Annotated in this window: 12 protein-coding genes; 7 read left to right on the top strand and 5 right to left on the bottom strand. The window is 68.4% G+C overall.

All coding sequences use genetic code 11. The features are described from left to right. Positions 1 to 15: 15 nt before the first annotated feature. Positions 16 to 1,188, bottom strand: a complete 1,173-nt coding sequence (cyoA, locus tag ASG07_RS14835) for a ubiquinol oxidase subunit II (RefSeq protein ID WP_055848864.1) — start codon at positions 1,186 to 1,188, stop codon at positions 16 to 18. 151 nt (positions 1,189 to 1,339) lie between these two features. Here cyoA and ASG07_RS14840 point away from each other — a divergent pair, with 151 nt between their 5' ends. Continuing rightward, a complete protein-coding gene (locus ASG07_RS14840; RefSeq protein ID WP_055848500.1) occupies positions 1,340 to 2,671 on the top strand; it encodes an MFS transporter in 1,332 nt (443 codons plus the stop codon). 157 nt (positions 2,672 to 2,828) lie between these two features. Here the strand turns inward: ASG07_RS14840 and ASG07_RS14845 are convergent, their stop codons facing one another. Further along, entirely contained in the window at positions 2,829 to 3,671 is an 843-nt protein-coding gene (locus tag ASG07_RS14845) for an endonuclease/exonuclease/phosphatase family protein (protein WP_236694705.1), read from the bottom strand. A 154-nt stretch (positions 3,672 to 3,825) separates the two neighbouring features. Between ASG07_RS14845 and ASG07_RS14850 the strand changes: the two genes are divergently transcribed. Beyond that, on the top strand, positions 3,826 to 5,490 hold the full coding sequence (locus ASG07_RS14850) for an MFS transporter (protein ID WP_236694707.1): 1,665 nt from the start codon (positions 3,826 to 3,828) through the stop codon (positions 5,488 to 5,490). Between the two features lie 44 nt (positions 5,491 to 5,534). On the opposite strand, the gene rdgB is transcribed toward ASG07_RS14850, so the two are convergent. Then, entirely contained in the window at positions 5,535 to 6,176 is a 642-nt protein-coding gene (rdgB, locus tag ASG07_RS14855) for an RdgB/HAM1 family non-canonical purine NTP pyrophosphatase (RefSeq protein ID WP_055848503.1), read from the bottom strand. Next, complete coding sequence (rph, locus tag ASG07_RS14860) at positions 6,173 to 6,886, bottom strand: ribonuclease PH (protein ID WP_055848507.1); 714 nt, start codon at positions 6,884 to 6,886, stop codon at positions 6,173 to 6,175. Before rph ends, rdgB begins: the two co-directional genes overlap by 4 nt. 85 nt (positions 6,887 to 6,971) lie before the next feature. Here rph and ASG07_RS14865 point away from each other — a divergent pair, with 85 nt between their 5' ends. From ASG07_RS14865 to grpE, 3 genes are all read left to right on the top strand, one after another. Next, positions 6,972 to 7,472 carry a DUF6438 domain-containing protein gene (locus tag ASG07_RS14865; RefSeq protein WP_156361896.1) on the top strand — a complete coding sequence of 167 codons (501 nt, stop codon included), beginning with the start codon at positions 6,972 to 6,974 and terminating at the stop codon, positions 7,470 to 7,472. A gap of 155 nt (positions 7,473 to 7,627) precedes the next feature. Then, on the top strand, positions 7,628 to 8,680 hold the full coding sequence (gene hrcA / locus ASG07_RS14870; protein ID WP_055848512.1) for a heat-inducible transcriptional repressor HrcA: 1,053 nt from the start codon (positions 7,628 to 7,630) through the stop codon (positions 8,678 to 8,680). A gap of 14 nt (positions 8,681 to 8,694) precedes the next feature. Further along, positions 8,695 to 9,249 (top strand): nucleotide exchange factor GrpE, encoded by a 555-nt coding sequence (gene grpE, locus ASG07_RS14875; protein WP_055848876.1) that lies wholly within the window; start codon positions 8,695 to 8,697, stop codon positions 9,247 to 9,249. A gap of 66 nt (positions 9,250 to 9,315) precedes the next feature. On the opposite strand, the gene ASG07_RS14880 is transcribed toward grpE, so the two are convergent. Further along, positions 9,316 to 10,293, bottom strand: coding sequence for an SDR family oxidoreductase (locus ASG07_RS14880; protein ID WP_055848515.1), 978 nt, complete (start codon positions 10,291 to 10,293; stop codon positions 9,316 to 9,318). Positions 10,294 to 10,394: 101 nt separating this feature from the next. Between ASG07_RS14880 and ASG07_RS14885 the strand changes: the two genes are divergently transcribed. Beyond that, a complete protein-coding gene (locus ASG07_RS14885) occupies positions 10,395 to 11,618 on the top strand; it encodes a threonine synthase (RefSeq protein WP_055848518.1) in 1,224 nt (407 codons plus the stop codon). Further along, positions 11,590 to 12,555: an oxygen-dependent tRNA uridine(34) hydroxylase TrhO gene (gene trhO, locus ASG07_RS14890; RefSeq protein WP_201781039.1), complete on the top strand. Its 966-nt coding sequence runs from the start codon at positions 11,590 to 11,592 to the stop codon at positions 12,553 to 12,555. Before ASG07_RS14885 ends, trhO begins: the two co-directional genes overlap by 29 nt. Positions 12,556 to 12,565: the final 10 nt, after the last annotated feature.

Consider the following 12,565-nt stretch of genomic DNA (forward strand, 5'->3'; position numbering starts at 1 on the left):
GATGGCTCCGGCGGCTCAGCCGCGCGCCGTCCGGGCGGTGCCCGGTACGGTCGGCAGGAGGAAGGACATATCGCGGTTGCGCGGACTGTCGGGCTGCGTCGATCCCGGTGCGCCGGGCTTGCGCTCCTTGGTGACGTTGGCGGCAGGGGCGATCTCGTCGGTATCCTTGAACAGCGCGCCTTTGGGCTTCTCGCCGCGCGGCGGTTCCGCCGAGTCGCGACCCTGCGGCATGCCCGAACCAACGCGCATGTCATGAGGATCGCCGCCGCCCGCCCGCTGGTCGCGCATCATCACGTCGCTCATGCACGGCGTACCGGGTCGGACGCAGCGATTGTAGACCTTGTCGAACAGTCCCGGCTGGAACGCGGCGAAGCGGGTCGCCGGGACCTTCTCGCTCGGGCGTTCGAGCTGGAGATAGGCGGGCGTCGACAGCGATCGGCCGCTCGACTTCGCATCGCTGACGAAGCGGGCGAAGCCCGCCGCATCGACGCCGCGCAGCTTGAAGCGCATGTCGCTGAAGCCCGCCCCGCTGTAATTGGCGGAGAAGCCCTCATACTCGCCACGCTTGTTCAGGACCGCGTGCAACGTGCTGCGCATGCCGGGCATGGCATAGACCATGCCTGCCAGCGTCGGCGCGTAGAAGCTGTTCATCATGTTGGTCGAGGTGATGTCGAACCGCACCTGCCGATCGACAGGCAGCACCAGTTCGTTGACGGTGGCGATGCCCTGTTCCGGATAGATGAACAGCCACTTCCAGTCCATCGCGACAACCTGCACCAGCATCGGCGCCTGCTTTTTGTCGATCGGCTTGCCCGCCGCGACGCGGTCGAGCGGGCGGAACGGGTCGAGCAGGTGCGTGCTGGACCATGTCAGCGCCCCGAGCGCGATGATGATGAGCAGCGGCGCGGACCAGATCACCAGTTCCAGCGAGGTCGAATGGTCGAACTTCGGATCGTAGGTCGCGTCGCGATTGCCCTTGCGATAGCGCCACGCGAACAGCACGATCAGGATCATCACCGGCACGATGATGATGAGCATCAGCCCGGTCGACGCATAGATCAGGTTGCGCTGTTGCAGCGCCATGTCGCCCGCGGGGTTCAGCACCGCATGCTGGCAGCCGGCCAACGCCAGCAGGGGGATCAGGGCCGGACCGATCAGGTGTCGGCGGGACAACGGGTGTTCGCGCATGATGGCCCGATACGACCCCGGCGGCCGCGGCCCCATTGGACATTTTGTCCAATCCCGTCGGCGCTCGATCGCGGGCAAGGGGGGGTTATGGTAGCCCATGGGCTGCGCGAAGCAGAAGAGTGGCCCCGGTGCCGCAGGAGCATGACGGACGATGACAGCCTCCACCGCGAATGCGACCTCGACGCCGCTCGAACGCGATGCGCGCCTCGTCAATGCGCAGGATCACCGCATCGCGCCGGGTGAGATCGCGATCGGCGTGATCGTCGGGCGGACCAGCGAGTTCTTCGACTTCTTCGTCTACGCGCTCGCCTCCGTGCTGGTCTTCCCGAAGCTGATCTTTCCCTATGTCGATGCGGTCACCGGCACGCTCTATTCTTTCGCGCTGTTCGCGCTGGCGTTCGTCGCTCGGCCGTTCGGGACGCTGCTGTTCATGTGGATCGACCGGATGCACGGGCGCGGCGTCAAGCTGACGCTGGCGCTGTTCCTGCTCGGCGGATCGACGATGGCGATCTCGCTCTTGCCCAGTTACGGGCAGGTCGGCCCGGTCGCGGCGGTCCTGCTCGGGCTGTTCCGCTTCTGTCAGGGCGTGGCGCTGGGCGGGGCGTGGGACGGATTGCCGTCGCTGCTATCGCTCAACGCGCCGGAGGAGAAGCGCGGCTGGTACGCGATGATCCCGCAGCTCGGCGCGCCGCTCGGTCTGCTCGTGGCGGTGGCGCTGTTCGGCTACCTGCTCGCGATCCTGTCACCGGAGGATTTCCTGGCATGGGGCTGGCGCTACCCGTTCTTCGTGGTGCTGGCGATCAACGTCGTGGCGCTGTTCGCGCGGCTGCGGCTGGTCGCGACGCCGGAGTTCACGCGTTTGTTCGAAAGCCGCGAGTTGCAGCCGTCGCCCGCCTTCGCGACGCTGTTCAGCGAGTGGCGGACGATCGTGCTGGGTGCGTTCGCCCCGCTCGCCAGCTTCGCGCTGTTCCACCTCGTCACGGTGTTCCCGCTGTCATGGGTGACGCTCTACGCGGGCGAGACGCCGGTGCGCTTCCTGATGATCGAGGCGGCGGGTGCGGTGGTCGGCGTGCTGTCGATCCTCGCGTCCGGCCTGATCGCGGACCGGGTCGGGCGGCGCGCGGTGCTGGGTGTGTCGGCGGTGCTGATCGGGGCGTATTCGGGCTTCGCGCCGCAGTTGCTGGGTGCGGGCGGGTTCGGCGAGACGATCTATATGCTCGGCGGGTTCGTGCTGCTGGGTCTGGCGTTCGGCCAGTCCTCGGGCGCGGTCAACGACCGGTTCCCGGTGCAGCACCGCTATACCGGCGCGGCGATCGTCGCCAATTCGGCATGGCTGATCGGGGCCGGCTTCGCGCCGCTGATCGCGCTGTTCCTCGCCAGCCGGGTCGGGTTGTGGTCGGTCGGCGCGTATCTGCTGTCGGGCGCGATCTGCACGCTGGCGGCGCTGGGATGGAACAAGGACTGGGCGCGGCGGAGTGCCTGAATGAGGGGCACGCTTTAGCCCTTCCCCTTCAGGGGAGGGGTTGGGGTGGGGCCTCTCCACAGGCGACCTGCTCGCGGCACCGCCCCACCCCCGGCCCCTCCCCTGAAGCGGAGGAGAGAAGATGTAAGCCCTTCGCCTGACGACAGAGAAGCGGGCGCTATCGAAAGCTGACCGTGGCGGTGACGGGGAAGTGATCGGACGGATAGGTCGTCCCCTCGTGGAATGTGTCCGTTTCCACGGTGCCGACCTTGAACCCGCGGACGAACAGGTAGTCGATCCGGCGATCGGGGTTGCCGGTGAAATCGTGGAACGTGTTCTCCGGGCCGCGCACCTGCGCCGCCGTCGTCCGTGCGTCGGTCAGCGCCTTCGCGAACCGCTTGTACGCCGCCGTCTCGGGCCGTGCGTTCATGTCGCCCGCGAGAATCACCGGCAGCCCCGCCGCCAGCTTCGGCAAGCGCGCGAGGATCGTCGCGGCGGCGCGGTCGCGTGCGTCGTCGTCCTGATCCCGGTGCGCCAGGTGCGTGTCGACGAACACGAAGCGCTTGCGCTTGCCAGAGGTCGGCTTGTCCAGCGTCTCGAACACCGCCCAGGTCGCCATGCGCGGCAGGTCGGTGCCCCAGCTGGAGCTGCCGACGACGTCGGGCGTGTCGGATAGCCAGAAATCCCCCTGCCGCACCACGCGCAGCCGGTCGGGGCGATAGAATACGCCCATATGTTCGTCCTTGTGCTCGCCGCGCCGGTCGCGTCCGAACCAGCGATAGCCGGGCAGCGCGCGGATCAGGTCGTCGCCCTGCCGCTGCAACAATTCCTGCGTGCCGATCAGGTCGGGCTGGGCCTGTTTCAGCAACGCGATCATCACGGGTCGCCGGACGGGCCACGCCTGCGGTCCGTCGTCGGAGGCATAGCGGACGTTGAACGTCATCACCTTCAACGTCTGGCCCGGAGCGGCGGCCGGCGTCAGGGCGAGGAGGGGCAGGGCAAGTTGCAGAAACCGGTTCAACGTCGTCTTTCCTTGCTGCGACAGAGGGTTGATGGGGTTCATAACCAAGGTCGCCGGCATTAGGCCAGCCTTGCTTCCGCATCATGACACGCACGGCGCGATGGCGTTCGCCGGCGATCTGCGCTTAGATCGTCTCCGGGCAGGGGAGGACATGATGACGCGCGATCCAGATTCCGCCGATGCGGGCGCGACGTTCCGGAGCGACAAGAAGGTCATCATCGCCTCCTCGCTGGGCACCGTGTTCGAGTGGTATGATTTCTATCTGTACGGTCTGCTGGCGACGTACATCTCGGCGCAGTTCTTCTCGGGCGTCAACGAGACGACCGGATTCATCCTCGCGCTCGGCGCGTTCGCGGCGGGGTTCGCGGTGCGGCCGTTCGGGGCGCTGGTGTTCGGGCGGATCGGCGATCTGGTCGGGCGCAAGAACACGTTCCTCGTGACGATGGGGATCATGGGCCTGTCGACCTTCGCGGTCGGCCTGTTGCCGTCCTACGCCACGATCGGCGTCGCCGCGCCGTTGCTGCTGGTGCTGTTGCGACTGTTGCAGGGGCTGGCGCTGGGTGGCGAATATGGCGGGGCGGCGACCTATGTCGCGGAACATGCTCCGGCGCACCGGCGCGGCTTGTATACCAGTTTCATCCAGACGACGGCGACGCTCGGGCTGTTCGCGGCCTTGCTCGTCGTCATCGGGTTGCGGACGCTGGTCGGAGAGGTCGCGTTCGCGGCGTGGGGTTGGCGGTTGCCGTTCATCATCTCGATCGTGCTGCTCGGCGTGTCCTTGTGGATCCGGCTGCAACTGGCGGAGAGCCCGGCGTTCCAGCGGATGAAGGACGAGGGGAAGACATCGAAAGCCCCGCTGACGGAGGCGTTCGCGCGCTGGGGCAACCTGAAAATCGTGCTGATCGCGCTGTTCGGCGCGGCGATGGGGCAGGCGGTGGTGTGGTATACCGGACAGTTCTACGCACTGTTCTTCCTCGAAAAGATGCTGAAGGTCGACGGCGCGACGACCAATGTGCTGATGGCGGTGGCGCTGGCGCTGGGAACGCCGTTCTTCGTGATCTTCGGCTGGCTGTCGGACAGGATCGGGCGCAAGCCGATCATCATGACGGGCTGTGCGCTCGCAGCGCTGACGTATTTCCCGCTGTTCGGCGCGTTGACGCAGGCCGCGAACCCCGCGCTGGCGGCGGCGCAGGCACGGTCGCCCGTGACGGTCGTCAGCCACGATGCGGAGTGTTCGGTCCAGTTCGATCCGATCGGTCACAACAGGTTCGACGCGAAAAGCTGCGACATCGCCAAGTCGTGGCTGGCGAAGAACGGCATCAGCTACGCGAATGTCGAGGCTCCGGCGGGCACGATCGCCCAGGTTCGCATCGGCGACCGCAGCTTCGTCGCGCCAGATCCCGCCGCCGTGACCGGAGAGGCGCGCAAGGCCGCGATCGCCGCCTATCAGGCCGCGCTGAAGACGGCGGTCGCCGCCGCCGGCTATCCGGCGAAATACGATCCGGCGGGCATGAACACGCCGCTGGTGATCGCGATCCTGTTCTTCATGGTGCTGCTGGTGACCGCCGTCTACGGCCCGATCGCGGCGTTGCTGGTGGAGCTGTTTCCCACCAACATCCGCTATACGTCGATGTCCTTGCCCTATCATATCGGCAATGGCTGGTTCGGCGGCTTCCTGCCGACGACCGCCTTCGCGATGGTCGCGGCGACCGGGGACATCTATTACGGGCTCTGGTACCCGGTCGTGCTGGCCGCGATCACGCTGGTGTTGGGGTTGCTGTTCCTGCCGGAGACGTTCCGGCGGGATATCGAGGCGTAGCGTCTTCTCGCTCCCTCTTCCGGAAGGGAGCGAGAAGACGGCGATCAGAACACCGCCGCCACCATCTGGCGGAAGGCGTCCGCGCGGTGGCTGATCTCGTTCTTCAGCGCGTCGTCCATCTCGCCGAAGCTACGGTCGTGGCCGTCTGGCACGAACATCGGATCGTAGCCGTGTCCCTTGTCGCCGCGCACCGGCGATACGAGCGTGCCGTCGACCCGGCCCTCGAACCACTCGACGTGCCCGTCCGGCCATGCCAGCGCCAGCGCGCAGACGAAGTGCGCAGAGCGGGCGGGCGCGGTGCCCGTTTCCGCCTCGATCCGGCCGAGATGATCCTCGATCAGGCGCATCGCCATGCCGAAGTCCTTGTCCGGCCCGCCCCAGCGGGCGGAGAAGATGCCCGGATCGCCGTCCAGCGCATCGACGCACAGGCCGCTGTCGTCGGCGAGCGCAGGCAGACCCGACAAATCGGCCGCCGCGCGCGCCTTCAGCTCGGCGTTCATCACGAAGGTGGTGCCGGTCTCCTCCGGCTCGGGCAGGTCGAGCGACGCCGCGGACACGACATCGAGGCCATGCCCCTCCAGCAGAGCCGCGATCTCGCGAACCTTGCCGGGGTTGTGGCTGGCGATGACGAGCTTGCCCGGCGCGAGCTTGCGGATCGCCTGCGGCTCCTTGCCCTCGCCGCTCATTTCACGGCCTCGCCTTGCGCGCGGAAGATGTCGGCGCAGCCCATGCGGGCGAGCCGCAGCAGCCTCAGCAGCGCTTCCTCGTCATAGGTTGCGTGCTCGGCCGTCGCCTGCGCCTCGGCGATGTTGCCGTTTTCCAGCAGGACGAAATTGCCGTCCGCGTCGGCCGCCGAATCCTCGTCGTAATCGAGGTCGAGGACGGGCGTTCCCTTGTAGATGCCGCAGCTGACCGCGGCGACCTTCTGCGTGATCGGGTCGGTCGTCAGCTTGCCGGACTTCAACAGCCCGTCCACCGCCAGCCGCAGGGCGACCCACGCGCCGGAGATCGAGGCGGTGCGCGTGCCGCCGTCCGCCTGAATCACGTCGCAATCGAGCACGATCTGGCGCTCGCCGAGCAGCTTCATGTCGACGACGGAGCGCAGCGAGCGGCCGATCAGCCGCTGGATTTCCTGGGTACGGCCCGACTGCTTGCCCTTCGCCGCCTCGCGGTTGCCGCGAGTGTGGGTGGCGCGGGGCAGCATGCCATATTCGGCCGTCACCCAGCCTTCGCCCTTGCCGCGCAGGAAGGGGGGGACGCGTTCCTCGATGGAGGCGGTGACGAGAACCTTCGTATCGCCGAAGCCGATCAGCACCGATCCTTCCGCATGGCGGGTGAAGCGGGGCTCGATGGTGATGGCGCGCATCTGATCTGGCGCGCGGCCGCTGGGGCGCATTCAACTCTCCTCAAGGTCGGGTAGGCCAAGCCCTAGCGTTCGACGCCCGCCCACGCCAGTGGCCGCGCAAATGAGGAACCGAGTCATGCGCCCGAAGACCACTGCCTTTTTCGCCGCGACGATGCTGGCGGGGTGTGCGACCACGCCTCCACCGGGTGGTGCGCCGGTGCCGATCGAGCGGGAGGAGATCAGCTACGCGACCGCGCCGTGCTTCGGCACCTGCCCGGTCTACACCGTCACCGTCCACCCGGACGGCACCGGCGTATTTGAGGGTAAGGCGCACACCGCCGTCACCGGCGTGCGTACGTTCACCTTGACGCCCGACGCCTATCGCCGCTTCGCCGCCGCGCTGGCGCCATATCGTCCGGAGGCGGGCGAGCGGCTGATCCAGCCGGGCAGTCCGGATTGCGGCAACGCGCCGACCGACATGCCGGGCGTCGACGTGCACTGGACCGGGCTGGAGGGGGCGGGGCAGCATCTGTCGCTCTATTACGGATGCCGGCCCGACAGCGACGACCGCATGCGGACGGCCTTGCGCGCCGCGCCGGACCTGCTGCCGATCGGTGCGTTCATCGGCAAGCGATAACGAAATCCTCCCCTGCAAGGGGAGGTGGCCCGCAGGGCCGACGGAGGGGTGACACCATCGGCGTGGACCCCTCCGTCGCTCTGCGCCACCTCCCGTTGCAGGGGAGGATTGAAGCGGTGCTTTATCCCGGCCCCGCGACACCCTAGATCACCCCCATGGCCCCGCCCGTCACCGAACTGACCGACCGTGCCCGCGAGATCTTTCGCGCGGTGGTGGACGGCTATCTGGCGAACGGCGCACCGATGGGGTCGAAGACGATTGCGATCGCATCCGGCCTGAACCTCTCGCCCGCGTCGATCCGCAACGTCATGGGCGAACTCGAATCGCTGGGCCTGCTCGCCTCGCCGCACACCTCGGCGGGACGCGTGCCGACCGAGCGCGGCCTGCGGCTGTTCGTCGACGGCATGATGCAGGCCGCCGAACCCTCCGCCGAGGAGCGGGGCGCGATCGAGGCGCAATTGGCCGCGCGTGCGTTGCGCGCCGGACCGGTGGAGGATGCGCTGGCCGCGACGACCGCCGCGCTGTCGGGGCTGTCGGCCTGCGCCGGGCTGGTGCTGGTGCCCAAGCGCGAGGTCACGCTGCGCTCGATCGGCTTCGTGCCGCTGTCGAGGATGCAGGCTTTGGCGGTGATGGTCGGGGAGGACGGTGCGGTCGAGAACCGCGTCATCGACCTGCCCGAGGGCATGGACCCCTCCGCACTGGTGGAGGCTGGCAATTTCCTGTCGGCGACGCTGGGCGGCCTGACGCTGGCGGAGGCGAAGGCGCGGGTGGAGCGCGAGCTGGCGGACGGGCGCGCCGCGCTGGATGCGTCGGCGCGCGCGCTGGTCGAACGCGGCATCGCGATCTGGAGCGAGGACGACCGCCGCCGGCCGGTGCTGATCGTGCGCGGGCAGGGGCGGCTGATCGACGCCGCCGCCGCCGCGGACCTCGACCGCGTCCGCGACCTGCTCGACGATCTGGAGGGCAAGCAGGAGATCGCGTCCCTGCTCGACTCGGCCCGCGCCGGCGATGCGACCCGCATCTTCATCGGCGCGGAGAACAAATTGTTCGCGCTCAGTGGATCGTCCGTCATCGCGCGGCCGTTCCGGGGACCGGGCGGGCAGGTGGTCGGCGTGGTCGGCGTGATCGGCCCGACGCGGTTGAACTACGCGCGCGTCGTGCCCATGGTGGATTTCACTGCGGCGACGCTCGCTCGCCTGATGCAATAAGTACAGGGACTATGATGATCGACAACGAGACCGAAACCGCCGGAGAGGACCTGCGCGCCGAGACCGCCGAGGCGGCGCCGGAAGTCGCGGAGCATGACGCATCGCAGGGCCGTATCGCCGAACTGGAGGCGCAATTGGCGGAGGCGAAGCAGCAGGTGCTGTATGCGCAGGCGGAGGTGCAGAACGTCCGCCGCCGCGCCGAGAAGGAAGCCGTCGATGCCCGCGCCTATGCGACGACCAGCTTCGCGCGCGACATCCTGTCGGTGGCGGACAATCTCTCGCGCGGACTGGCGGCGATCCCGGCCGACTGGCGCGGCGACGAGAAGTCGAAGGGGCTGGTGACGGGTCTGGAGGCGACCGGTCGCGAACTGGAAAGCGTGTTCCAGCGCCACGGCATTAGCAAGATCGAGGCGATGGGCGCGACGCTCGACCCCAACAAGCATCAGGCGATGCTGGAAGTGCCGAGCGACGCGCCGCCGGGCACCGTCGTGCAGGAAATGCAGGCTGGGTACATGATTAAGGACCGGCTGCTGCGGCCGGCTCTGGTCGGGGTCGCCAAGGCGGGGTGATCTGACGCGGGCTATCCCTGCCATTAGTACCCGTGTCCCCGCCTTCGCGGGGACACGGGTATCGCGTTAAGCCGGCTGGCCGCCGCCGCCCGTTGCTCCAAAGATTTGCCCGGTTGAAAACGACAGCGACGGGTCCGCCGCCGCCACATAGAGGCCGGCGATCTCCGCCGGCTGACCCGGCCGGCCCAGCGGCGAGCTTTCGCCGAACGACTTCTGCTTTTCCGGGGTCGCGCCGCCGCTGACCTGAAGCGGTGTCCAGAATGGACCCGGCGCGACCGCGTTCACGCGGATGCCCTTGTCCGCAAGCTGCTTGGCCATCCCCTTGGTGAAGTTCAGCACCGCGGCGCGAGTCATCGCATAGTCGATGATGTCCTTCGACGGATCGCCGGCCTGTTCGGACGACGTGTTGACGATGACGCTGCCCGGTTCCATCCGCGCTACCGCCGCCTTGGTCAGCCAGAACGGCGCGTAGACGTTGGTCTTCATCGTCGCATCGAAATCCTCCGACGAGATATCGGCGATCGTCGGTCGGGTCTGCTGGCGCGCGGCGTTGTTGACGAGGATGTCGAGACCGCCGAGCTTTGCCGTCGCCTGCTCCACCAGACGCTGGCAGAAGCGCTCGTCGCGCAGGTCGCCGGGGATCGCGACGGCGTTGCGCCCCTCCGCCTTGATGAGCGCGATCACCTCGCGCGCATCGGGTTCTTCCGCGGGCAGATAGTTGATCGCCACGTCCGCCCCCTCGCGCGCATAGGCGATCGCGGCGGCGCGGCCGATGCCGCTGTCGCCGCCGGTGATGAGCGCCTTCTTCCCCGCGAGCCTGCCCGAACCCTTGTAGCTCGTTTCGCCGTGATCGGGCCGCGGGGTCATCTTCGATGCGAGGCCCGGCCACGGCTGACGCTGCACCGGGAAGGGCGGTTTCGGATAGGCGGCGGCCTGAGCCGTGGTGGGCGCCTTAGCCCCGCCCTGCGCGATGGCCGGGGCGGCGGCGACACCGGCGGCGAGGGCCGCGCCGGTGACGAAGGTTCGGCGGTCGGTATCGGTCATGTTGGAAACTCCCGTGATTCCCGGTGCTAACCGGCTCGGAGCGGGGCGGTTCCTTTGGTCGGGCTTCACGCTGTCGCCGGCGCGCGATAGAGGCGGCGGTCATGAACCCGAACCTGACCGCGGACCGACCGACCTTCGTCACGCATCTGGAATGCTCGATCACTGGCGAGCGGTACGAGGCGGACCGGCTGCATGGCCTGTCGCGGGCGGGACGGCCTCTACTGGTCCGCTACGACCTCGCCGCGGTCGGCGCAGCACTGTCGAAGGACGCGCTGGAGGCGCGCCCGACCGACCTGTGGCGCTGGCGCGAACTGCTGCCGGTCCGGCGGACGGAAAACGTCGTCAGCCTCGGCGAGATCGAGACGCCGCTGATCCCGATCCCGACGTCCGGCGGCGGCAACGTGCAGGTGAAGGACGAGGGGCGGTTGCCGACCGGCAGCTTCAAGGCGCGCGGCCTCGTCATGGCGGTGGCGATGGCGAAGGAACTGGGCGTGACCCGGATCGCGATGCCGACCAACGGCAATGCCGGCGCTGCACTGGCGGCCTATGCGACGCGCGTCGGGATCGAGACGATCGTGTTCTGCCCGGAGGACACGCCCGAGGTGAATGTCCGCGAGATCGCGATGCAGGGCGCTCGCGTCTGGCGGGTCAATGGCCTGATCGACGATTGCGGCGCGATCGTCGGCAAGGGCGCGGCGGAGGGCCGCTGGTTCGACTTCTCGACGCTGAAGGAGCCGTACCGGATCGAGGGCAAGAAGACGATGGGCCTCGAACTCGCGGCGCAACTCGGCTGGGAGCTGCCCGATGCGATCTTCTATCCGACGGGCGGCGGTACCGGCCTGATCGGCATGTGGAAGGCGTTCGACGAATTGGAGAAGCTCGGCTGGATCGGATCGAAGCGGCCGCGCATGTATGCGGTGCAGGCGTCGGGCTGCGCACCGATCGTCCGCGCGTTCGAGGCCGGCGAGGAACATGCCGAGCGCTGGGAGGACGCCCACACCGTCGCCGCCGGCATTCGCGTGCCCAAGGCAGTCGGCGACTTCCTGATCCTGCGCGCGGTGCGGGAGTCGGGCGGCAAGGCGCTGGGGGTGGGCGACCCCGCGATCCTGAAGGCGGTGGACGAGTGCGCGCGCAAGGACGGCCTGCTGCTGTGCCCCGAAGGCGGCGCGACGCTGGCCGCGTACCGTGAGGCGGTGAAGATCGGCGAAGTCGACGAGGATGAGCGCGTCGTGCTGTTCAACTGCGCCACCGGACTGAAATACCCGATGCCGCCAGCGCCGCAGACGCTCGACCGGCATGCGCCGATCGACTTCGATCGCCTGTGACGCACCCGTGATCCGGATCGCCGCCCTCTATCGCTTCGCGCGCTTCGACGATCCCGCGGCGGTGCGCGCGCATCTGGAGGCGGTCGCGCGCGACGCCGGTATCCGGGGCACGCTGCTGGTCGCCGCCGAGGGCGTCAACGGCACGGTTGCGGGGGACCCCGAAGCGATCGACGCGGTGCTGGCGGCGATCCGCGCGCTTCCCGGCTGCGCCGATCTGAAGCCGAAGTTCGCCGAGGCCGACGCGGTGCCGTTCCACCGGCTCAAGGTGCGGCTGAAGGCGGAGATCGTGACGATGGGCGTGCCCGACATCGATCCGCTGGACGATGTCGGCACCTATGTCGCGCCCGCCGACTGGAACGCGCTGGTCGACGATCCGGATACCGTCGTGATCGACACGCGCAACGCGTACGAGGTCGCGGTCGGCAGCTTTGCGGGCGCGGTCGATCCCGGCACCGACAGCTTCCGCGACTTTCCGGCCTGGGTCGAGGCGCACCGCGACGATCTGACGGGCAAGCGTGTCGCGATGTTCTGCACGGGCGGCATCCGCTGCGAAAAGGCGACGGCGTATCTGAAGCGGGAAGGGGTGGGGGACGTGTTCCACCTCGACGGCGGTATCCTCCGCTATCTGGAGGAGGTTCCGGCGGAGGAGAGCCGCTGGACTGGCGAGTGCTTCGTGTTCGACGAGCGGGTGGCGGTCGGCCATGGCCTGACGCCCGGTACGCACGGCCTGTGTCGCGCGTGCCGTATGCCGGTGAGCGAGGCGGATCGCGCATCGCGCCTGTACGAGGAGGGCGTGGCGTGTCCACGCTGCCATGCCGATCGCACCGACGAGCAGCGCGCCGGCTATGCGGAGCGACACCGGCAGGTGGAACTCGCGGCCGCGCGGGGCGAAGCCCATGTGGGAGCGGGCTTTCCGATCGTATCCGCTGATCCGTGATTCCCGGCGT

This window comes from Sphingomonas sp. Leaf343 (assembly GCF_001423765.1).
Classification (GTDB): Bacteria; Pseudomonadota; Alphaproteobacteria; order Sphingomonadales; family Sphingomonadaceae; genus Sphingomonas.

Bases quoted from the DNA above. Each gene is read 5' to 3' on its own strand.
- cyoA (WP_055848864.1), bottom strand. From the start codon at position 1,188: ATGCGCGAACACCCGTTGTCCCGCCGACACCTGATCGGTCCGGCCCTG.
- ASG07_RS14840 (WP_055848500.1), top strand. From the start codon at position 1,340: ATGACAGCCTCCACCGCGAATGCGACCTCGACGCCGCTCGAACGCGAT.
- ASG07_RS14850 (WP_236694707.1), top strand. From the start codon at position 3,826: ATGACGCGCGATCCAGATTCCGCCGATGCGGGCGCGACGTTCCGGAGC.
- rdgB (WP_055848503.1), bottom strand. From the start codon at position 6,176: ATGAGCGGCGAGGGCAAGGAGCCGCAGGCGATCCGCAAGCTCGCGCCG.
- rph (WP_055848507.1), bottom strand. From the start codon at position 6,886: ATGCGCCCCAGCGGCCGCGCGCCAGATCAGATGCGCGCCATCACCATC.
- ASG07_RS14865 (WP_156361896.1), top strand. From the start codon at position 6,972: ATGCGCCCGAAGACCACTGCCTTTTTCGCCGCGACGATGCTGGCGGGG.
- hrcA (WP_055848512.1), top strand. From the start codon at position 7,628: ATGGCCCCGCCCGTCACCGAACTGACCGACCGTGCCCGCGAGATCTTT.
- grpE (WP_055848876.1), top strand. From the start codon at position 8,695: ATGATCGACAACGAGACCGAAACCGCCGGAGAGGACCTGCGCGCCGAG.
- ASG07_RS14880 (WP_055848515.1), bottom strand. From the start codon at position 10,293: ATGACCGATACCGACCGCCGAACCTTCGTCACCGGCGCGGCCCTCGCC.
- ASG07_RS14885 (WP_055848518.1), top strand. From the start codon at position 10,395: ATGAACCCGAACCTGACCGCGGACCGACCGACCTTCGTCACGCATCTG.
- trhO (WP_201781039.1), top strand. From the start codon at position 11,590: ATGCGCCGATCGACTTCGATCGCCTGTGACGCACCCGTGATCCGGATC.